The organism is Paenibacillus sp. 1011MAR3C5 (genome assembly GCF_003591485.1).
Lineage (GTDB): Bacteria > Bacillota > Bacilli > Paenibacillales > Paenibacillaceae > Pristimantibacillus.
Map to the genome: position 1 here is coordinate 438,737 of NZ_QZCF01000004.1, position 19,359 is coordinate 458,095.

At 50.6% G+C, this 19,359-nt stretch carries 26 protein-coding genes; 25 read left to right on the forward strand and 1 reads right to left on the reverse strand.

Annotation, left to right across the window (positions count from 1 at the left end; genetic code table 11):
• Positions 1–201 precede the first annotated feature (201 nt).
• The 18 genes from D3P07_RS15655 (at position 202) to D3P07_RS15730 (ending at position 12,139) form a co-directional block, all read left to right on the forward strand.
• Positions 202–951 (forward strand): SAF domain-containing protein, encoded by a 750-nt coding sequence (locus D3P07_RS15655; protein ID WP_119801148.1) that lies wholly within the window; start codon positions 202–204, stop codon positions 949–951.
• Positions 938–1,795, forward strand: coding sequence for a CpaE/TadZ family protein (locus D3P07_RS15660; RefSeq protein ID WP_259391531.1), 858 nt, complete (start codon positions 938–940; stop codon positions 1,793–1,795). The genes D3P07_RS15655 and D3P07_RS15660 overlap by 14 nt, the downstream gene beginning before the upstream one ends.
• Entirely contained in the window at positions 1,792–3,150 is a 1,359-nt protein-coding gene (locus D3P07_RS15665) for an ATPase, T2SS/T4P/T4SS family (protein WP_119801150.1), read from the forward strand. Before D3P07_RS15660 ends, D3P07_RS15665 begins: the two co-directional genes overlap by 4 nt.
• Positions 3,151–3,152: 2 nt before the next feature.
• A complete protein-coding gene (locus D3P07_RS15670) occupies positions 3,153–4,088 on the forward strand; it encodes a type II secretion system F family protein (protein ID WP_119801151.1) in 936 nt (311 codons plus the stop codon).
• Between the two features lie 5 nt (positions 4,089–4,093).
• Positions 4,094–4,990 (forward strand): hypothetical protein, encoded by an 897-nt coding sequence (locus D3P07_RS15675; protein ID WP_119801152.1) that lies wholly within the window; start codon positions 4,094–4,096, stop codon positions 4,988–4,990.
• Between the two features lie 50 nt (positions 4,991–5,040).
• Positions 5,041–5,190, forward strand: a complete 150-nt coding sequence (locus D3P07_RS27095; RefSeq protein ID WP_182914345.1) for a hypothetical protein — start codon at positions 5,041–5,043, stop codon at positions 5,188–5,190.
• 49 nt (positions 5,191–5,239) lie between these two features.
• Positions 5,240–5,386: a hypothetical protein gene (locus D3P07_RS27100; RefSeq protein WP_182914346.1), complete on the forward strand. Its 147-nt coding sequence runs from the start codon at positions 5,240–5,242 to the stop codon at positions 5,384–5,386.
• Entirely contained in the window at positions 5,383–5,808 is a 426-nt protein-coding gene (locus D3P07_RS15680; protein ID WP_119801153.1) for a hypothetical protein, read from the forward strand. The genes D3P07_RS27100 and D3P07_RS15680 overlap by 4 nt, the downstream gene beginning before the upstream one ends.
• Before the next feature lie 17 nt (positions 5,809–5,825).
• Positions 5,826–6,311, forward strand: coding sequence for a hypothetical protein (locus tag D3P07_RS15685; protein ID WP_119801154.1), 486 nt, complete (start codon positions 5,826–5,828; stop codon positions 6,309–6,311).
• A 57-nt stretch (positions 6,312–6,368) separates the two neighbouring features.
• Entirely contained in the window at positions 6,369–6,848 is a 480-nt protein-coding gene (locus D3P07_RS15690; protein ID WP_119801155.1) for a PH domain-containing protein, read from the forward strand.
• Positions 6,841–8,451: a PH domain-containing protein gene (locus D3P07_RS15695; protein ID WP_119801156.1), complete on the forward strand. Its 1,611-nt coding sequence runs from the start codon at positions 6,841–6,843 to the stop codon at positions 8,449–8,451. Before D3P07_RS15690 ends, D3P07_RS15695 begins: the two co-directional genes overlap by 8 nt.
• A 185-nt stretch (positions 8,452–8,636) precedes the next feature.
• Positions 8,637–9,179, forward strand: a complete 543-nt coding sequence (sigY, locus tag D3P07_RS15700; RefSeq protein WP_119801157.1) for an RNA polymerase sigma factor SigY — start codon at positions 8,637–8,639, stop codon at positions 9,177–9,179.
• Entirely contained in the window at positions 9,157–9,498 is a 342-nt protein-coding gene (locus D3P07_RS15705) for a YxlC family protein (protein WP_119801158.1), read from the forward strand. Before sigY ends, D3P07_RS15705 begins: the two co-directional genes overlap by 23 nt.
• Complete coding sequence (locus tag D3P07_RS15710) at positions 9,483–9,713, forward strand: sigmaY antisigma factor component (RefSeq protein WP_119801159.1); 231 nt, start codon at positions 9,483–9,485, stop codon at positions 9,711–9,713. Before D3P07_RS15705 ends, D3P07_RS15710 begins: the two co-directional genes overlap by 16 nt.
• A 13-nt stretch (positions 9,714–9,726) precedes the next feature.
• Complete coding sequence (locus D3P07_RS15715; protein ID WP_119801160.1) at positions 9,727–9,933, forward strand: PLD nuclease N-terminal domain-containing protein; 207 nt, start codon at positions 9,727–9,729, stop codon at positions 9,931–9,933.
• Positions 9,933–10,877 (forward strand): ABC transporter ATP-binding protein, encoded by a 945-nt coding sequence (locus tag D3P07_RS15720; RefSeq protein ID WP_182914347.1) that lies wholly within the window; start codon positions 9,933–9,935, stop codon positions 10,875–10,877. Before D3P07_RS15715 ends, D3P07_RS15720 begins: the two co-directional genes overlap by 1 nt.
• On the forward strand, positions 10,874–11,737 hold the full coding sequence (locus tag D3P07_RS15725) for an ABC transporter permease (protein ID WP_119801161.1): 864 nt from the start codon (positions 10,874–10,876) through the stop codon (positions 11,735–11,737). The genes D3P07_RS15720 and D3P07_RS15725 overlap by 4 nt, the downstream gene beginning before the upstream one ends.
• Positions 11,738–11,851: 114 nt before the next feature.
• Positions 11,852–12,139, forward strand: a complete 288-nt coding sequence (locus tag D3P07_RS15730) for a HesB/YadR/YfhF family protein (protein WP_119801162.1) — start codon at positions 11,852–11,854, stop codon at positions 12,137–12,139.
• Between the two features lie 67 nt (positions 12,140–12,206).
• Here D3P07_RS15730 and D3P07_RS27310 read toward each other — a convergent pair whose 3' ends face one another.
• Entirely contained in the window at positions 12,207–12,332 is a 126-nt protein-coding gene (locus D3P07_RS27310; RefSeq protein ID WP_220482027.1) for a DUF6254 family protein, read from the reverse strand.
• A gap of 327 nt (positions 12,333–12,659) precedes the next feature.
• Between D3P07_RS27310 and D3P07_RS15735 the strand changes: the two genes are divergently transcribed.
• The 7 genes from D3P07_RS15735 (at position 12,660) to D3P07_RS15765 (ending at position 19,303) form a co-directional block, all read left to right on the forward strand.
• The gene (locus tag D3P07_RS15735) at positions 12,660–13,613 is read left to right on the forward strand and encodes an ABC transporter permease (protein WP_119801163.1); all 954 of its coding nucleotides are present in this window, start codon (positions 12,660–12,662) and stop codon (positions 13,611–13,613) included.
• The gene (locus D3P07_RS15740; protein ID WP_119801164.1) at positions 13,603–14,544 is read left to right on the forward strand and encodes an iron chelate uptake ABC transporter family permease subunit; all 942 of its coding nucleotides are present in this window, start codon (positions 13,603–13,605) and stop codon (positions 14,542–14,544) included. The genes D3P07_RS15735 and D3P07_RS15740 overlap by 11 nt, the downstream gene beginning before the upstream one ends.
• On the forward strand, positions 14,541–15,299 hold the full coding sequence (locus D3P07_RS15745) for an iron ABC transporter ATP-binding protein (RefSeq protein ID WP_119801165.1): 759 nt from the start codon (positions 14,541–14,543) through the stop codon (positions 15,297–15,299). The genes D3P07_RS15740 and D3P07_RS15745 overlap by 4 nt, the downstream gene beginning before the upstream one ends.
• A gap of 26 nt (positions 15,300–15,325) precedes the next feature.
• Positions 15,326–16,312 (forward strand): siderophore ABC transporter substrate-binding protein, encoded by a 987-nt coding sequence (locus tag D3P07_RS15750; RefSeq protein ID WP_119801166.1) that lies wholly within the window; start codon positions 15,326–15,328, stop codon positions 16,310–16,312.
• Between the two features lie 130 nt (positions 16,313–16,442).
• Positions 16,443–17,573, forward strand: coding sequence for a LytTR family transcriptional regulator DNA-binding domain-containing protein (locus tag D3P07_RS15755; protein ID WP_259391532.1), 1,131 nt, complete (start codon positions 16,443–16,445; stop codon positions 17,571–17,573).
• A 174-nt stretch (positions 17,574–17,747) separates the two neighbouring features.
• Positions 17,748–18,596 (forward strand): ABC transporter ATP-binding protein, encoded by an 849-nt coding sequence (locus tag D3P07_RS15760; protein WP_119801167.1) that lies wholly within the window; start codon positions 17,748–17,750, stop codon positions 18,594–18,596.
• Positions 18,593–19,303: an ABC transporter permease gene (locus tag D3P07_RS15765; RefSeq protein WP_119801168.1), complete on the forward strand. Its 711-nt coding sequence runs from the start codon at positions 18,593–18,595 to the stop codon at positions 19,301–19,303. The genes D3P07_RS15760 and D3P07_RS15765 overlap by 4 nt, the downstream gene beginning before the upstream one ends.
• Positions 19,304–19,359: the final 56 nt, after the last annotated feature.

Genomic DNA, 19,359 nt, shown 5'->3' on the forward strand with positions numbered 1-19,359 from the left:
ACAGCAAGAAGGCTTGGTTTCCCAACCGGAATGAACGGTCACAAAATTAAAGGTAGACAATTTGAGGATGAGTTTGCTATTATAGGCTCAAATTCATGTTTGAACAAATAATAGAGCAATCTATTGCGAAGAACGCAATCAGTTAGCCGGCAGCGGCTGCTGAATGCGTTCTTTTTTTTGTTGCTCGGAGGTGGGGTAGCGATGAGAAGAGGAAGGAGCTTATGGCTCAGCCTGACGGCGGCGATGCTGTCGGCGGCGCTGGTGTACGGGCTGTACGTGCTGCAGCGAGATCAATTGGAACAACAGGAGACGATAGCCGTAATCGTGCCCAAGCGATTCATCGCAGCCGGCGAGCGGCTCCAGCGGAGCGATCTGGAATTGTCGCGTTTGCCGGTTGCCGCTTATACGAGCGACATGGTCTCAGAGCTAGGTATGGCCTCGGGGATGGAAGCGGCAATGCCGCTCGGAAAAGGCGAGGCGCTTCTCGCCTGGAAGCTGAATGAGCATTACCTGCATCCGCGGACGGGAGAGTCGACCTTTCAAATTCCGAAGGAGTATATCCGCTCGATCTCGAACGGGATTCGCGCAGGCGACCGGGTGCTCCTCTATGCGTCGGGCGCAGAGGAAGAGTCGCTGCGCATCTTCCCGGAATCGGTCGTTGTCGCATCGGTGAAGAGCTCGGCCAATGTGGAGGTCGACAGTTTGGAGCAATCGCATCTGATGTCGCTAGCGGAGGGCAACAAGGACGGCATGTATGTGGCGAGACGGGACGCCAATGCGATGATCGAATATGTAAATCTCAATTTGACGGAGGCTCAGTGGCTTCAGATCGACCGGCTTTGCAAGGGCGGAAGCGTCAAGGTTGTGATTGCATACAGCCCGGAGTCCTATGACCGGATCAAGGATGAGCGTGAAGCGGAAGGAAAGGGTGAGAACGGTGAGCGGGAATAATGGTGCGGCTCCGGTCGTCGCTTTTATTGGCACAACTCCTAATATCGGGACGACATCGGCAGCCTTCGCGACCGCTTACAGGCTTGCGGAACTCGGCGGCATAGAGGTTGGCTATCTGTGCTTGAACCTCAAGAGCGCAAAGCTGCATCGCTTCCTGGGGGAGGATGAGCCGGACGTGACGCTCGACAGGCTTCAACCGGAGCTTCGCTCGGCCTCCTTGACGCCGGATATGCTTCGCAGTGCGGATTGCACGGTGAGAGGACGAGCCAATCTGCATGTCCTGTTCGGCAATTTGAACCGGGAGGGAGCGGAGTTTGTCGGGGCGGAGGAGATTGACCATCTGCTGGACGTGGCAGAGAAAACATACGGATTTGTCGTGCTTGACGTTGGTGCTTATTGGGATAATGCGGCCACGATATGCAGCATTCGGCGAGCGGACTCGCGTGTATTGGTGACGACGCCTGCGCTCTCGCACTTTCAGGAAGACGGAAGGCGTTGGGTCGGGAGTGTGTCGCCACTCTTTCAAGTCCAGCCGAATCAGTACGATTGTATCATCGTCCACTATCCATGGAGAAAGGGAGGTTATCGCATGAACGACATTTGCAAGGAGCTGGGAACCGCTCCAATGGGAGAATTCAAAATGAATGATTCGATGTTTGCCAGCCTGGACAAAGGCGGCTATGACGAATGGTTGAGAGAGGATCCGGCGGGAAGGACGGCGATGAGGAAACCGGCAGCCAGGCTGCTGGTACGCCATGGCGTACAGGGCAGCTTCTCATCCATGGTTAGACAGCCGTGGTATCGCAGGCTCAATGTGCATCGGAACGGAGTGGGTTCCTCATGAAGAGTGTGCAGGACAGATTCTCCATTGCGGAATTTGCGGCAAGAGTGCAGAGCGAGAGTGAGGGAGCCGTTCGTGATGAGAGTGCGCATGAACGGGAAGATAGGGGCTCTGATGATTTTGACAGGCTGGCTGAGGAAATCAGGTCCTATCTGAGCGCCCCGAGAGGCATGACGGAGGAGGAACGAAGGAAGTACAGCGAGACGCTTAACCGTGCTGTGCTAGGATTTCCGCATGACCGTGAGCAAGTGCTGGCTGTGATTGAGGATCGGCTCATTCGTCTGCGCATTCATACGCTGTCGGGATGGAAGCATCCCTATGCCACGCTTGCGGAAGCGTTATTTGCGGAGGTAGTGGGACTGAATGTACTGGAGCTTGTGCTGGCAAGCCGCGATGACTTGGAGGAGCTGCAGGTGGTCGGGACGAGAATCTACGAAGTGCGCGGCGGCGTGGCTTCGTTATCCCCTTATGGTTTCGGCAGCGTTCGCGATGTCGAGCGCATCCAGCAAAATCTGGTGTTGTATAACAATGACCGGATCAATCCGCGCAAGCGTTGGGCGGAGGTCATGCTTCAAGACGGCTCCCGCGTCACGATGACCGGCTTCGGATTCACGTCGAGTCCAACGCTGACGATCCGCTTCTATACCGTCCGGCGCTTCCGTCTTGACGCTTTGGCAGCGGCGCCATATCTGTCGCTTAGTGAACGAATGGTACAGCTCCTGCAAGCATCGCTGAAGGCTAGATACAATCTGGTCATCATAGGGCCGACCAACTCCGGCAAGACCAATCTGATGAAGGCGCTTATTGCCGAGCTGCCGGATGAGGAGCGGATCATTACGATTGAGGGAAGATACGAGATGATGCTCGGCAGAGATTTTCCGAATAAGAACATTATCGAATATGAAGCGGCGGAAGACGACGAAGCCCATCGCTCATCCCAGGCTTTCAAGCTTGCCCTTCGTCAATCGCCACAGCGCATTATCCATGCGGAGATTAGAGACGAAGACGCGAATATTTATGTACGGGCCTGTACGCGGGGGCATACCGGAAGCATGACAACCGTTCATGCCAATCGGCTGGAGGATGTACCCGAGGCCATTACCGATATGTGCATGCAAGATGGCAGGAGCATGAGTCCCGAGCGGCTGACGAAACGAATCGCGGAATATGTCACCGAGCTTGGCATCGAGATGAAGCTGATTGGCGGCCGCAGAGTGGTGTCTCGTATTGGAGAGATGAAGTGGTATGGCGGCGAAGTACATATTCGGGATTGGGCGGTCTTCGATGATGCAAGAAGCGAATGGCTATATCCGAATCCTCCATCAGTGCGTGCTGCCGCATGGCTGGGAAGGAACTAACGATGGCTAATCTGGCTCTCTTATCAGGAAGCTTGCTGCTGTTTGTTCTATTATTTATGGTCATCCGCTCATTGATTGATTCGGCCGAAGACAAGCGGCAGCTTCGCAGCCGATTGACCTATGAATCGCCCTATAGCTTGCGAAGAATGCTGACCGAACGGCTTAGATCGTATGGCATGCTTCGACAGCATGTTGAGGAGCTGCTGGAGACGCTCAGAATAAAGCTGCCGGCAGATACCTTTCTCGGAATCTCGGGTTTGCTGCTTGTGGGAGGTGTTGTAGCGGGAGGCATGTTCTTTCAGACGGCGAAGGGTGGATTGCTGTTTGGCTTGATTGTTGGACTAGCGCCTTACATCTGGCTGAGAGGCTTACTGATTCATCGGCGAATGGGAGCCCAGCTTGATTTTTTGCCCGCCGTGGAATTGTTCTATCAATGTTATCTGGTGACCGGAGAACGCCATGTCCGTATCGCCTTGCAACGAACGATAGAGGAGAAGAGGCTGCTCGGACCGATGCAAGCCGTATTCGAACAGCTGTACCGCAACCTGTCGGTCAGAGGTGATGATGATGCAAGCCTGCGAATACTGGGATCTTCGCTAGGTCATTTATGGTCGGATTATTTTGTGCAAATTTTGCGTGTCGCGCTGTCTGAAGGGGTTCCCGTCACAGAGAGCTTAAGGGAGCTGCTGGCCGATATGAGGAAGGCGCGCCGGGCGAATGAACAGGAGCGCCACCGCCTTTTGGAGATCAGGGTTGCCAACTTTACACCGATTCTGTTCCTGGCCTTGTTCATCGGCATCAATCTTCGTTACAACCAAGCGAATGCATACTTCTATTATTTGCAGGACCCGCAAGGGCGCGACATGCTGCTGAATGCGCTTCTGCTTATATTTGGATCGTTTCTTTTGGGCCTTTGGCTCTCACGCAAAAAAATGTAAGGGTGATGGTTGTGTACGATTGGATTGCCGGATGGATTGAAGCAGGCGCTATTCTGGGACAGTTCCTCTTCGCGGGGACGGGGCTCTATATGCTGCTAAGGTTGTTGCCGGAACGCTCCATTAGATGGAAGAGGCTCTCTTTTCTGAAGCTGCGCAGCTCTGCGCCTCCAGAACGCTGGCTTCGTCTGTGCGGTATCAAGAGGGAGCATTCCGCATACCAAGAAAGGGAGCTTCTTCTCGCGGGCTGTGGCATGACGTTCAATCCTGCTTGGTACATGCTCTTTCGTCAGCTTGCGATGACTATGGGGATGATGTCAGGGGCTCTATTAGTTGTAGTGTTCAGAGGCGAGTTGATGTCGATATGGTTCCAAGCCTTGGCTGCATTGCCGTTATTGCTTGCTGGAGCTTTGCATCTCGACCGGGCATGGCTGCGTGCAGCACAGAAGATGAGGTCTCTGCAGTTTACGAAGGAAATTTATGTGATCAGCAATCAATTACTTTATTTTGCGGACTCCAATCTGAATATCCATAGCAAGCTCATGCGGTGCATGCCTTATACAAAAGCGATGCGCGGAGATATGGAGCGTCTGCTCGCAGAATGGTATCACGATCCCGCCCTTGCCTTGCGGCAATTCAAGCTGAGGGTCGGCACGGATGACGGAATGAGCTTCGTCGAGACGATCGATGCGATCCGGCAGCATGAGAGCAATCAATATTATGAATTGCTCCGTATTCGGATATCGGAGTACAAGGAAAAGCTGGAGCTTGCGAAGGACAGCCGCAAGGAATCGACATCCTATGTGCTGTTCATCATTGCGGGCATTCCGATCCTGTATACGTTCCAGGTCTTTATTTATCCATGGGTAAGAGAAGGCCAGAAGCTGTTTCAGTCGTTGGGATAAGCGGAAGCGTCAAGAGTCAGTTAAGACAGCAATGGGAGGAGGTGACAGGGATGCGCAATATTTTGATGACGGTCATGATGCTCGTCGTTGTAGTCGTTCTGTTCAATACGATTATCGCGCAGGATTCGACGGGGACAAGGAGCCAAATCCAATCGCAGGGCTACGCAGCGAATACGAGAATCAACACCTTGCTGCCGTAAGTGTGGTGTGTAGCGCAGTATAGCGACGAATGTGGAGGTGCAAGGGAGAATGAGGGCAATATTAATGACGCTTCTTCTGATCATTACGGCGGTGGTTGTCTATACGTCTGTTGCAGAAGGCGACGACGGGTTGAATGAGGGCGTCGGCCGGACGGGCGGAGCGATGGGAGAGTATATCAAGGGGATGAGCCCTTGAAGCAATTGCTGCTATTCATTCTGTTTGCCGCTATGCTGTGCTGGATTATGTTTTCACCGATCTATAAGCATGTAGTTATTGTGAGGCAGGCCGTGCTCCAGCAAGAGGTGGATTATTTGCTGGAGGTAGGCGCAAGCGGGACATACGGCTATATCAGTCCCGCCATGCAGAGGGATTCTATGCGGAGGCTGGCAAGCTTCGGGCTGAAGGAGCAGGATATTCGCTACCAGTATGCCACGACATCCGGTGAATCGGCTACTGATGCCAGCAATCCCGTACCTAGAGGAACGGGAATTTCACTTACGATCAGCTATCCCTATGAAAACTTATTTGTCATTGATTCGCTGATCGGCATTCAACCCCTTGCTCCGCATGAGAGAATGAGCGCATTCGGTATGAAGATGAGTGAGTACGTTCCGTAACGGAAGGAGGCGCGTCCTTGTACAAGCTTGTTCTTATTCTAGCGATGATGTCGCTGTGGATGACCGTCCATCTGATGCAGGTTGAGGAAGAGATGGCGATGAAGTCGCTGTCCCAGGGCAAACGCGCAATCAACCGTGCGGCGCATGCGGCCGCGCAGCAGGTAGACAAAGCGGCGTTAAGCGAAGGTATTATACGTATAGATGAATCCGCAGCTTCCCGGGAGGCCGCGTTATATTTGCAGCGCAACTTGCAATTGGATGAGGGCGGCAGGCCGCTTCCGAATTCATTCCTCCGCCATCCTGTGCAGGTGCTGGTATTTGAGGTAATTAATTCCGAAGAGCGTTTTCCTTATCGTTACTGGAATCCAACCTATAATTATGAAGTAGAACTCAGGAGTCCGGGCGTAGTGATTATCGCGAAAGTGGTTTATCCCAGAGCATTCACCGTTATGGAGCCGCTCGAATGGGAAATAAGGGGGGCTGCGGAGCTGGTTGCAGGTTGACGTTGATATGGAAAATTGGTGTAATAGGAGGGGGACTAAAGAAGGGAAGAATGCAGGATGAATCGTGAATTGAAAAATCGGCTCCATCGTGACTATTTGAAGGTATACCGCATATCAGAGCTGATCGGGAACGGTATCTTTTTACTGCTTATTGCAGCGTATCTCATTATTGCGCTATGGAAGGATTGGACGCTTATTCCGGTATGGATTAGCGCAGGTGTATTGGTCTTGTCGCTCGTGCTGTTCACTTGGCTCATTCCGTCGGTGAAGTATGCCAGATTCCGTTACGAGCTGTTCGAGGAAGAGCTGGAGATTGAGAAGGGCTTGATCTTTCTTAGCAATGTGCTCGTTCCGATGGTGCGCGTACAGCATGTCGAGATTGGCAGCGGACCGTTGATGAGGAAGTTTGGACTCGCTTCCGTGTCAGTTGTGACTGCGGCGACGACACATCAGATCGTCGGGATCAAACGTGAAGAGGCGGAGTCGCTGAAGCGGAGAATCGGACAATTGGCGAGGGTGGAAGAAGCCGATGAATGATCGCCGCATGCTGCATCCTACATACATATTATTTGGCGTATTGTCTGTTATCAAAGGTTTTCTGCCGCTGATCGTCATTATGCTGCTCCGCAAACCGGACTGGTCGAACCTCAGCTGGTATTGGTATGCGGGCATAGGCGGCTTCATCTTGCTTATGGCGCTTATTGCTTTCTTGCAATGGAGGAAATTCGGCTTCTGGCTGGAGGAGGACCGGATCATTATCCGATCGGGTCTGTTCTTCCGGCAAGAGAAGACGATCTATTATACACGGATTCACTCCGTCAATATTGAACAGCCGCTCATCCAGCGTATTCTGGGTGTCGTACAGCTCAAGATTGAGACGCCTGGCGGGAACAATAAGGCGGACGGCATTCTGGAGACACTGTCCAAGGATGAGGCGAACCGGATCAAACAGCTGCTGCGGAGCTATTCCGAGACAGGCGCCGTTCAAGCAACGAACGCAGTCGACCGAGACATTGCGAATGCTGGACTTGAAGGCGGCGGACAAGACGATTCTGTATTTGCCTCGGCAACCGGAGAACATCAACCAGTGCCATCGGCTACGCTGTCGTCCATGTCCAATGAAGGTACAACCGGCCCATCGGTTGGCATGGCTGCAAGTATCGGGAACCGGCAGGAGGAAGCTGGCCCATCTGTTACGCTTGATGCAGGCAAGCTGTTTCAAGCGGCTGCAACGTCGCTGAACTTTGGCCTTGCGATTGCATTTATCGCAGGTCTCTATTCGTTCGCGGATGACTTCCTGAATCTGATCTTTCCGGAGCACTTCTTCGAGCAGGTCGTGGAAGACTCCGTGAATCAAATGTCGAATGCGTTCTTCATTGCCGGGCTTGCCGTATTCGTCATATTGTTTGCATGGGTGCTATCAATCCTGTTGTATATATTAAAGTACAGCGGATTCACGATGCGCAGGGAAGGCAAGCAGCTTTCGCTTACCTATGGGCTGCTGGAGAAGAAGAGCATTCTGTTCGACCCCAAAAACGTGCAGGCCGTCATCGTGAACGAGAGCTGGCTTAGACAAATATGGGGCTACGGGGAAGTCAAGCTTCAAGTGGTGTCGTCCGACAAGCAGGAGCAGCTGATGCTCCATCCGTTCCTTAAAGTATCGGAGGTTCAGGCGCTGATCGATCAGTTCGTACCGGGCCTTAAGCTGCCTGAGCCGAGTGAGCTTGCGCCATCGCCGCGGAAAGCGCTCATCTATTATATCCGCATTCCGTTGCTGGTTGCGATTGTTTTAGCAGGTGCTTGTATAGCGTATTTCGGTGCGCCGGGGGCATGGGCGTTCGTGCTTATCCCGTTAGTATTATGGTGGCGGATCAGCTGCCACAAGGCTGCCGGATTGCTATTGCAGGATGACCAGCTGACATTAAGAAGACGTACGCTGCAGCGCATCACGTATTATGTGCGCCGACAGCGCATTGTCACGATGTCTGTGAAGCGGTCTAATGCCCAGCGGCGGAAGGGAATCTCCGCAATCTCGGTTCATGTGCTGGGCAGCCCCTTCAGCTATAAGGTGCCAGGGATGGATCAAGAGGATGTTCATCCGGTATGGAGCTGGTATAGCCGCAGCGGCAAGGCCCTATAATATAGTTATTGATTCAAGCATAAGCAATGGCGAATACGATATGCGCTGCATGTCCGCCGTTGCTTTTTTGTTGCGTATTACGGGCTTTGTATAATTTAAAAAAGTTTTTTGAAAAGCAAATGAACGAATCGAGAACCTCCGTCGTCTAATCACTAAAGGGCGGAGGTGAGGAGGGAGTGCACGCGGTGACCGATGAAACCAGACTGATACAGCAAGCCGTGAGAGGCGATACCCGATCGTTGTCGGAGCTATTGCGCAGGCACTATTCTTTCCTCTATCAATACGCCCTTAAATTAACGATGGATAAGAGCCGGGCGGAGGATATTACACAGGACACCATGCTGAAGGCGATTGAAAAAATCGGTACGTACCGGGCACAGTCCAAATTTTCGACTTGGCTTATAGCCATTGCATCCCGACTTGCGATCGATCGGGGAAGAAGAAGCGCAAGGGAACGCAAATGGGTGGAGGAGGAAGGTGCGCTAAGGGCGCTTCGATATGAGACCCTCAGCAGAATGAACGACTGGCCAGAAGCGCTGCAAGCGATAGGCGAGCTTGATGAGAAGCTTCGAATGGCCGTTCTGCTCAAATATTATTACGGCTATTCGCAGGAAGAAATTGCGGAAATGGTAGATGCGCCTGTCGGTACGGTCAAGTCGAGAATACATGCAGGGATGAAACAGCTCAGGAAGGAGTTGTCTGGCCATGAAGAAGAACAAAGTTCATGACGAGGACCAGCAATGGTTCATGGAGCATATCGGAACGGAGCTTCGAAAGATGGATGATGCGTATGAGCGCAGCGAACCCGAGCTTGGACCGTTCGAGTCGTTCGTCGCTTCCCATAAGCAGGCGCTGCGGAGGAAGCTGTGGCGCGATCTGGCATTATTCTGGCTCGTCGCGGCGATGCTCCTGCTGGGCATGCTCTGGATTCTTGAACGCGACTGGATCTGGTTCGCAGCGCTGCAGTTGCTTGTGGCGATCAGTGCAATCAGTTATATCGGCTTCGTACATGTGTGGAAGGGGAGAAAGCAATGGAAGAACAACTGAAGCAATCGGTGCTGTTCTGGCTGCTCATTGCCCTCCTTATGATTACGCAATCCACCTGGCTCTTCCTGGATGCCCGCAAGAGAGGCAGCATGCCATGGTTTTGGGGACTATGGGGATTGATCCAATGCCCGTTCCCGCTCTTGTTTTATTGGCTGACGGTTAGATGGAGAGTCTGGGATAAATGGCGGGCTTCTTCTGCCAGAAATAAAAAATAAAGGGGTGCGTCTGATGAAAGAGACATTGGAATTATCGCAACTGATTGGACTCATTGTGCCGCTAATTCTCCTTCAACTGGTGTTGATGATCATTGCGCTTGTGCTGTGCGCCAAAACGGAAGAGACGAGAGGTCCGAAGATGATGTGGGTTCTCATCATCATATTCGGCCAATTGATTGGCCCGATCGCATTCTTCCTGTTCGGAAGGAGAAATTCATAATGGCAGAATTGATGCAAGTCAAAGGGTTAACCAAATCATTCGGTACCATGCAAGCTGTGAAGTCGATCGACTTCAGCATACAGGAGGGCAGGTGTGTGGCACTGCTAGGTCCCAATGGAGCGGGGAAGACGACTACTATCCGAATGCTGACGGGTCTGCTTGCTCCTACGGCGGGGGAAGTGCGGTTCCATTCGCTGCCGCCCGGAGAGGATCGGCGAAGCTTGATAGGCTATTTGCCTCAGACTCCCGCATTCCATAATTGGATGAGCGGCATGGAATATGTGGTCTATGCCGGACGTCTATGCGGGCTCGGCGCGTCCGACGCCAAGAAGCGCGCGACGGAGATGCTGGAGCGGGTAGGGCTGGCGGATGCAGCCAAGCGCAAGTTAGGCGGTTATTCAGGCGGAATGAAGCAGCGGCTCGGCCTTGCACAGGCACTTGTCCATCAACCGAAGCTGCTCGTCATGGATGAGCCGGTATCGGCGCTGGACCCGCTCGGACGCCGGGAAGTGCTGCGTTTGCTCAAGGAATTGAAATCAGAGACAACCGTGTTGTTCTCCACTCATGTGCTGCATGATGCCGAGGAGCTATGCGACGACGTTGTTATTATTCGCGCAGGCGAAGTGGCCCTGCAAGGGTCGCTTACGTCGATTCGCAGCCAGCACCGCCGTCCGGTTATCGAGCTGAAGCTTGAAGAAGGAGATCCGCGCGGGATGGCATGGGCAAGAGCATTCGTAGAGAAATCGCTTAGCGGAGAGATGCGTGACAGCTGGCTCAGCGAAGCTGAGCTGAGGGATAGCCGGCTTTATCTGACCGCTGTTCATATGGACGAGGCGCGGCAAGGATTGATGGAAGAGCTTGCGAGGCATGCGATTCCGTTCAGCCGGCTTGAGATCGGATATTCTTCCCTTGAGGATCTATTCATGAAGGTGGTGGGCGAATGAACAGCGCAAATGAAGCTTACCGGTCGCATCCGGCTTCCGCAGCGCCGAAGGCCGCGAGGCGAAGCTCCGGCGGATCCGTATTCCTGACGCTGCTCGGTAAGGAATGTCTTGAACTGCTTAGAAGCTTCAAACTGATCTGGGTGCCGATCGTTTTTGCTGTACTGGGCATTATGCAGCCGGTTCTTAGTTATTATATGCCCATAATCATTGAGAAGGCGGGCAATATGCCTGAAGGCACCGTAATCGAGATTCCCCCTGCAGTCGGCGCTCAGGTGCTGGCTGACACGCTGTCTCAATTTGGCGTGATGGGCTTGCTTATTTTGTCGCTTGCCTTCATGGGAATCGTATCAGGTGAACGGAATAATGGAGCTTCGGCTCTCGTTTTGGTTAAACCGGTTTCGTACACCTCCTACATTCTGTCCAAGTGGCTGAGCATGATGCTGCTGACATGGGGATCGCTGCTCATCGGTTATGCGGCAGGCTGGTATTATACATGGCTTCTGATCGATTTCGTTGACGTGGTTCCATTCTTGCTCAGCTTTGTTTTGTACGGCCTTTGGTTTACATTCGTGTTGACGGTGACGCTGCTGTTCAGCACGATCCTTCGAAGTGCGGCCGGGGCGGCTTTCTCTTCGCTTGGAGCGGCTGTTCTGCTCTCCATGCTTGCCGGATTGATGCCGAAGTATATGGGATGGAGCCCGGGCGCTCTGTCGGCACTCGCTTATCAGGCTGTAATAAGTCAAGAGATGCTGCATATCCAGCCTGCTTCATGGTGGTCAATCATAACGGCTATGATCGCCATTGCAGCCTTATTGGCTGGCTCCGTCTTTTTGTTGAAGCGTGCACCGGCTCGCGATTAGCGATTATTCGTCATAGTTCCGTAAAATGTAACGTGAAGAAAACAAGCTTCTCACGTTATAATGGAGGAACTAGGATGCCTCGCATCCTGACAGAATGAAAGGAGCTGGCTCGCGATGAACCTGGTTGTAGAACAGAATGCGGCGCGTTGGTACAAAGAGCAAATGGATTTAAGCGAAGGGGATAGCTTGCGTATCTTCGTACGGCTGGGAGGCTGCGGAAGCGTACACCCGGGACTGTCGCTTGGCATTACGAAGGATGTGCCAAGGGATGCAGGGCTTAGCCAGCAGGTAGAGGGCATCTTCTTTTACATGGAAGAGGATAATGTCTGGTATGTAGAAGACAAGGAGCTGCGTATATCCTTCGATGAGAAGTATGAGGAGATTAAAATGGTCGTCGGCTGACAACGTATGACCAGATGTATATAAGGCGGGCTAGCGACGGATATCCGTACGCGGCCCGCCTTTTTGTTTATGATTTGGATGAAGGGCTTTCTTGGCTTAATTCTTCAAATGATTTGACCTTCCCGTGTGACGGGCGCTGCCTATGCTTGCGCTGATGCCAGGCGTTCTCTCTGCGGTTTTTGGATGAGGACATGAGTGGATTCACCTCCTTCCCTCGTTAGAATGGCATAAAACATCTCTTCTCATGCGCTTGCGGAGCCGTCCGCGGTGAATTGGAAAAACGTGTAGAAGTTGTTCACGGTTTTGTCATATTAGTCAGCAATATTGCTAAGACTGAGAATTATTATCGCTAAATAGTTGACGAACGGCAGGGAGCATGGGATAATAACGTTGTGCTTATGATAATCATTATCATCGCTAATAAATGCGGAGATTATCGGAGGCCTATTTTTATGACTACTTGTGATATGGACTATCTCAACATTTCCCCTTTAGCGGATAACAGATCTGAGGCTATGAAATGAAGGTATGGATGTTAGTCGTAGCGCTTGCGCTTTTGTCAGTGGCATCGCTATTCATCGGAGCAGAAAACTTATCGATCACCGACCTGTTCAGCATGACGGAGAAGCAGTGGCAGGTATTCACCATCAGCCGGATCCCAAGGCTGGTCAGTCTCCTTATTGCTGGCGTCAGCATGAGTATTGCAGGGCTGATCATGCAGCAGCTCAGCCGCAACAAATTCGTATCGCCGACGACGGCAGGTACGGACGATGCTGCGAAGCTGGGGATATTGGTGGCGCTTCTCGTATTCGCCTCTGCGACGACAATGCAGAAAATGCTCATTGCCTTTGCTTTTGCACTGGCTGGCACCTATGTGTTCATGAAGTTCCTGGAACGGATCAAATTCAAGGATACGATTTTCATTCCGCTTGTAGGCTTGATGTTTGGTAATATTATTAATTCCATTACTACATTTTTTGCTTACAAAAATGATATGATCCAAAATGTTACGTCTTGGCTTCAAGGAAGTACGTCTTCGATTATGACGGGCCGCTATGAGTTGCTGTATATCAGCATTCCGCTGCTTATCTTCACTTATATGTACGCCAACAAATTTACCATTGCGGGCATGGGGGAAGAATTTTCGGTCAACCTGGGCCTCAATCACAAATTCGTGGTTAACATTGGCTTGATTATCGTAGCGCTTGTTTCGGTGGTGGTCATCTTAACCATTGGCATCATTCCGTTTCTTGGACTCATTATTCCGAATATCGTGACGCTCTATGTGGGGGACAACTTGAAGAAAAGTCTGATACATACAGCTTTGCTTGGGGCGGTATTTTTGCTGGTATGCGATATCGTGGGCAGACTCATTATTTATCCGTATGAAATACCTATCGGGCTTACCGTCGGCGTGATCGGAAGCATCGTATTCCTGTATCTGCTGCTGAGGAGAAAAGCCTATGAAGCTTAAACTTACACTGCTCGCCGTGTTGGCCCTTGGCGTTATAGCTGCCTTTCTGTTCATTGACCTGCCGCATAACTGGGAATATGCATTGGACCGCAGAGTCAAGAAGGTGCTGGCCATTGCGCTCACTGGCGGTGCCATCGCTTACGCAACGTTGATATTCCAGACGATGACGAACAACCGGATCTTAACGCCTAACGTCATTGGCTTGGATTCTCTATACATGCTTATCCAGACGTTCGTTATTTTCTTCTTCGGCGCAGTCAGTTTGCCGAGCACAAACAAAATGATGAATTTCGGTTTCACAGTAGGCATTATGCTGCTATTCGTAGCTATACTCTATAAGCTCATCTTCAAAAGAGAAGGACGAAATTTGTTTTTCCTTCTGCTGATCGGACTTGTTATGGGAACGATGTTCGGCAGCATGACGACTTTCATGCAGGTGTTGATTGATCCGAATGACTTTCTTGTCGTACAAGGGAAGATGTTCGCCAGCTTCAACAATGTGAATACAGATTTGCTCATGCTGTCCATCATTATTTTGGCGTTGGTCGCCCTGTACGCGATGAGGTTCTCGAAGTATCTGGACGCGATGTCGCTGGGGAGAGAGCATGCAGTCAACCTGGGGATCCCGTACAACTTTGTCGTTATGAACCTGCTTGTGATCGTTGCGATTCTGATTGCGGTATCCACCGCCTTGGTCGGTCCGATTACATTCCTGGGACTGCTTGTGGTCAACGTGGGCTATCAGTTTATGAAAACCTACCGGCACAGCATCCTCATTCCGAGCACGATGCTGATCAGCATCATTGCCTTGGTCGGCGGGCAGATGATCGTGGAGCGTGTCTTTACTTTCGAGACGACGGTCAGCGTTATTATCAACTTTATCGGCGGAGTTTACTTCTTATATCTGCTTCTAAGGGAGAGTAAATCATGATTGAGGTTCAAGAGGTATCCAAATCCTATGCCGGCAAGCCGGTAGTCGAGAAAGTATCGCTCAAGATCAAGCAAGGGAGCGTCACATCCTTCATCGGCCCGAACGGAGCGGGGAAGAGCACGCTGCTTTCGATGATCAGCCGCTTGCTTCAGAAGGACAGCGGAAAAGTGCTTATTGACGGGAAGGACATCTCGGAGTGGAAAAGCACCGAGCTTGCCAAAAAAATCTCCATCCTGAAGCAGTCCAATCAAGTGAACCTGCGGCTTACTGTAAGGGAGCTGGTCAGCTTCGGCCGTTTTCCCTACTCGCAAGGGAATCTGAAGAAGGAAGATTGGGAGAAGGTAGATGAAGCAATTGCGTACATGGATCTGACCGATCTGCAGTCCAAATATTTGGACCAGCTTAGCGGCGGCCAAAACCAGCGTGCATTCATCGCGATGGTCATCGCCCAGAATACCGAATATATTTTGCTAGACGAGCCGTTGAACAATCTGGATATGAAGCATTCGGTCCAAATTATGAAGGTGCTTCGCAGACTGGCCGAAGAGCTTGGCAAGACGATTATTATCGTCATTCACGATATCAACTTCGCATCCTGCTACTCCGACTATATCGTGGCCTTGAAGGACGGCAAGATTGTGAAGGAGGGCCCGACTGAAGCGATTATCGACAACAAGGTTCTGGAAAATATTTATGATATGGATATACCGATCGAGCTGTTCAACGGCAATCGGATCGGCGTCTATTTCAAATAAAAAGATAAACAATAGGAGTGAACATGATGAAAAAAAGGTTTGGTCTAATTGCAATTTTGCTAGTATTCGCTATGGCTCTTGCTGCATGCGGAGGCAATAACGGCGGCAATAATACGGGAGGCAACGCTTCCAGCTCGCCATCGCCATCTCCTTCCCCATCGGCGGAAGCTCCGGCTTCTGATATTGTCGTCAAGCATCAATTGGGTGAAACAACGGTTAAAGCTAATCCGTCCAAAGTCGTGGTATTCGACTATGGCACTCTGGATACGCTGGATAAGCTGGGTGTAGAGGTTGCAGCTCTCCCGCAAGCAGGCGTACCTTCCTACCTGGAGAAATACAAGGATTCGAAATATGTGAACGCGGGTTCGTTGAAAGAACCTGACTTCGAGACGATTCATGGCATTTCCCCAGACCTGATCATTATTTCCGGTCGCCAATCAGACGCTTATGAAGAGCTGAGCGATATTGCTCCTACAATCTACATGGGTGTTGATACATTGAATTACATGGAATCGTTCAAGTCTAATGTGCACACACTTGCGGATATCTTCGGCAAGCAAGCCGAGGCAGAAGCGGCACTGGCAGACATTGACGCTACCGTAAAAGCGGTAAATGACAAAACAACGGCTGCTGGCAAAAACGGTCTGATCATTCTGTCGAACGAAGGCAAAATCAGCGCTTATGGTCCAGGCTCGCGCTTCGGCATTATCCACGACGTATTTGGCGTTAGCGCAGTCGATCCAACTATTAAAGTAAGCACGCATGGCGATGAAATTTCGTTCGAGTTCATTTCCGAAAAAAATCCGGATTACCTGTTCGTTGTAGACCGTAATGCTGCAATCGCCGGCGAAGCTGGTGCGAAGGAAACCGTCGAAAATGATCTGGTGAAAAACACGAATGCTTACAAAGAAGGTAATATCGTTTATCTGGACCCTGAATTCTGGTACCTGTCCGGTGGCGGTCTGATCTCTGTTGCGGAAATGGCGAAGGAAATCGACGCAGCAATTAAATAAGCACTTCCGTTCATGAGAGGGCTGCTCCAATAGGTTTCGTACCTAATGGAGCAGCCCTTAGTGTATAATAAACTATCTGACGAAGACGTTTTCTTCTTGAATTTTACATAAATTAGGTGATGACAACAACGTGTTGGCGATAAGAGGATTAGAGAAATATGCGCAGGATACATTAATTTTTCCGGCATTCGACTTCATGGTGGGCCGTCATGAGATTACGGCCCTATATTCGAGCATGAATGTCCGTCATACTATATTGAATATGCTGACAGGCAAGCTTGCTGTCTCGACCGGCGACATTCGTGTGAACGGCATGAGCTATGCCGAAGGAAGCAAAGCCTATTTGGCACAGGTCGGCTTTCTGCTGCTGGACGAAGGGATCTATGAAAAATTGTCCGTTCGAGAGCTGTTGTCTTTTTATAAAAAATTATATGATTCCAGCCAAAAGATTGAAGACGTAATTCGGCTTGTGAAATTGGACGCAAAAGCGAATATGCGAATACATAAGCTTACCCTCTCGGAGAAGAGGAGGGTTCAATATGCCCGCATACGGATGCAAGACCCTGAGGTGTTCATCTTCGAGGAGCCTGATCAGAATGTCGATATCGAGACTAAGGCTGTGTTCCAACGACTGGTAAGCCAACTTAGCGAGGATGGCAAAGCGGTAGTCATCTTGACTGGCAATATGGAATCGGCTGTTAGCGTAACTGACCGGGTGTACCGTCTTGACGAGAAGGGGCTGAAGGGCTTTGATATTCAGGAGCCGCGCGAGCAGGAATCGGGGGAACAGGCAGCAGGAGCAGCGTCAGCTCATGACCGGGAGTCTGTTATGGCTTCGCAAGATGCGGAGAGCGTCGGGCGCGAGGAGGAGCTGGCAGACGAAGAGTTCGAGGCGGAGGAGGACCAACCGATTCAATTTGTCCGTTTTGAAAAAATTCCGACCCGCATGAATGACAAGATGATCTTATTCAATCCGCCGGAGATCGATTACATTGAAAGCCATGAAGGACAGACTACTCTATACATTAACGGTGAGACGTATCCTTCGACCTTCAAAATCAATGAGCTCGAAGAGCGCCTTCGGACTTATGGATTTTTCCGCTGTCATCGTTCCTACATCGTCAATCTTCAGAAGGTGCGGGAAGTGGTCACGTTCACCCGCAATAGTTTCAGCTTGATTCTAGATGATGCTTCCCGAACCTCGGTTCCGTTATCGAAGACCAAAATGGCTGAATTAAAGGACATGATGGGGCTGAAATAAGCTCCTTTTGTCGTTTTATCGGCTCCAAACGGCTATATTATTGCTCCAAAAGGTGGCTTAAATGCTCCATTCACCCCTAACTTTGCTCCTTTCGATGGAATTGTAATGCGCGCTGTTTCGTTCTGATCTACGATGAAATCACAAGAACGAACACATGACGGAGGTAATGAGCAGATGGAGAATGTCATTGAAGTCACCGCGTTGGAAAAATCCTTTTCGAAAGAACGGGCGTTAAAGAATGTTTCTTTTTCTGTACAGAAGGGTGAAATCTTCGGATTCCTCGGACCAAGCGGTTCGGGCAAAACGACCACGATTAAAATACTGACGGCACAGATGAAGGCGACATCGGGGAGCGCGTATGTATTCGGTGTTTCTACGGATCAGCTGTCGCAGGAGAAATACAGGAAGAAAATCGGGATTGTCACGGACAATACTTCCTTATATGCTCGGCTCAGCGTTTATGACAATTTAAAGCTGTATTGCGATTTATATGATGTGCCTGCATCGAGGATTGATGAAGTATTGCGAATGGTGAATTTGGCGGGCGAAGGCAAAAAGATCGTCTCCAAGCTGTTGAAGGGAATGCTTCAACGGATTATTCTGGCACGTGCTTTCCTGCATGAGCCGGAGCTTCTGTTCCTGGATGAACCGACGTCTGCGCTCGATCCGATGAATACGAAGCATATCTATGAGGGATTGATGCGGTTGAAGGAGAAGGGAACGACAATCTTCTTGACGACGCATGACATGAATGAAGCCGAATTCTTATGCGACCGTGTTGCATTCCTGAACAACGGTGAAATTCAATTGCTGGATGCACCGAAGAAGCTGCGTCAGCAGAGAGGCGATGCGACGCTTAAGGTAGAACTAACCGACGGCACAACGATGATATTGCCGAAGGGACCGGCGGGAGCCCAGCAGCTCTTCAATCATATGAACGCGGATGAAGTGGTATCCGTTCAATCCAATCATCCAACGCTTGGCGATATTTTTGTAGAAGTAACAGGGAGGAAACTAGTATGACATTCTCAATGAAACGCGTATGCGCCATTTTGCAAAAAGATTATAAGGACATGTCCCGTAATTTATACGTCTCCACCACACTGTTCCTGCCGCTCATTATGGCTGCGGTATTCGGACGCATGGGAATAGAAACGCTTGAGTCGCATTATATGATCATTAATATGGCGTTTATACTGGTCGGCACCTATGTTCAATCATCGCTTATTGCAGAAGAGAAAGAGAAAAACACGCTGCGCGGTCTGATGCTGTCGCCTGCCAGCACGCTTGAAATCTTTTTCGGCAAAAACCTGCTCAGCTTTATTGCAACAGTCGTGATTGTGATCTTATCGATTCTGCTAGCCGAATATGACCCGGGCAATATTCCGGTTGTAGCCGTAGCTTTGCTTTTGTCGACCGTATTTTATCTGGGGCTTGGCACCTTGATCGGTATGTTCACCAAATCGGTTATTGAAGCTTCTGTTATTATCGTGCCTGTTATGGCTGTATTCAGCTTCGGTTCATTCTTGAAGCCATTCATCGAGAATTATCCGATTCTGTCGGTGATCGAATATATGCCTAATATGCAATTGCTTGATTTGGCTGCTCAAGTAGAGGCAGGCGCAGGATTCGGGGATGTATGGTCCAATCTGCTGATCATTGTTGGCTGGATTATCGTCATCCACATGCTGGCTGTTTATTCCTACAAAAAGCGGATGGTTGAAGAATAATGCGGGACAAACTGCGGCGCTGGCGGTCGAATGGAGTGCAATGCTTCAGGGAACAC

Coding starts and splice junctions, on each gene's coding strand:
- D3P07_RS15735 (WP_119801163.1), top strand. CDS start 12,660: ATGAAGGTATGGATGTTAGTCGTAGCGCTTGCGCTTTTGTCAGTGGCA.
- D3P07_RS15740 (WP_119801164.1), top strand. CDS start 13,603: ATGAAGCTTAAACTTACACTGCTCGCCGTGTTGGCCCTTGGCGTTATA.
- D3P07_RS15725 (WP_119801161.1), top strand. CDS start 10,874: ATGAACAGCGCAAATGAAGCTTACCGGTCGCATCCGGCTTCCGCAGCG.
- D3P07_RS15670 (WP_119801151.1), top strand. CDS start 3,153: ATGGCTAATCTGGCTCTCTTATCAGGAAGCTTGCTGCTGTTTGTTCTA.
- D3P07_RS15715 (WP_119801160.1), top strand. CDS start 9,727: ATGAAAGAGACATTGGAATTATCGCAACTGATTGGACTCATTGTGCCG.
- D3P07_RS15675 (WP_119801152.1), top strand. CDS start 4,094: ATGGTTGTGTACGATTGGATTGCCGGATGGATTGAAGCAGGCGCTATT.
- D3P07_RS15665 (WP_119801150.1), top strand. CDS start 1,792: ATGAAGAGTGTGCAGGACAGATTCTCCATTGCGGAATTTGCGGCAAGA.
- D3P07_RS15695 (WP_119801156.1), top strand. CDS start 6,841: ATGAATGATCGCCGCATGCTGCATCCTACATACATATTATTTGGCGTA.
- D3P07_RS27100 (WP_182914346.1), top strand. CDS start 5,240: ATGAGGGCAATATTAATGACGCTTCTTCTGATCATTACGGCGGTGGTT.
- D3P07_RS15655 (WP_119801148.1), top strand. CDS start 202: ATGAGAAGAGGAAGGAGCTTATGGCTCAGCCTGACGGCGGCGATGCTG.
- D3P07_RS15690 (WP_119801155.1), top strand. CDS start 6,369: ATGAATCGTGAATTGAAAAATCGGCTCCATCGTGACTATTTGAAGGTA.
- D3P07_RS15705 (WP_119801158.1), top strand. CDS start 9,157: ATGAAGAAGAACAAAGTTCATGACGAGGACCAGCAATGGTTCATGGAG.
- D3P07_RS15710 (WP_119801159.1), top strand. CDS start 9,483: ATGGAAGAACAACTGAAGCAATCGGTGCTGTTCTGGCTGCTCATTGCC.
- D3P07_RS15750 (WP_119801166.1), top strand. CDS start 15,326: ATGAAAAAAAGGTTTGGTCTAATTGCAATTTTGCTAGTATTCGCTATG.
- D3P07_RS15745 (WP_119801165.1), top strand. CDS start 14,541: ATGATTGAGGTTCAAGAGGTATCCAAATCCTATGCCGGCAAGCCGGTA.
- D3P07_RS27095 (WP_182914345.1), top strand. CDS start 5,041: ATGCGCAATATTTTGATGACGGTCATGATGCTCGTCGTTGTAGTCGTT.
- D3P07_RS15760 (WP_119801167.1), top strand. CDS start 17,748: ATGGAGAATGTCATTGAAGTCACCGCGTTGGAAAAATCCTTTTCGAAA.
- D3P07_RS15730 (WP_119801162.1), top strand. CDS start 11,852: ATGAACCTGGTTGTAGAACAGAATGCGGCGCGTTGGTACAAAGAGCAA.
- D3P07_RS27310 (WP_220482027.1), bottom strand. CDS start 12,332: ATGTCCTCATCCAAAAACCGCAGAGAGAACGCCTGGCATCAGCGCAAG.
- D3P07_RS15765 (WP_119801168.1), top strand. CDS start 18,593: ATGACATTCTCAATGAAACGCGTATGCGCCATTTTGCAAAAAGATTAT.
- D3P07_RS15720 (WP_182914347.1), top strand. CDS start 9,933: ATGGCAGAATTGATGCAAGTCAAAGGGTTAACCAAATCATTCGGTACC.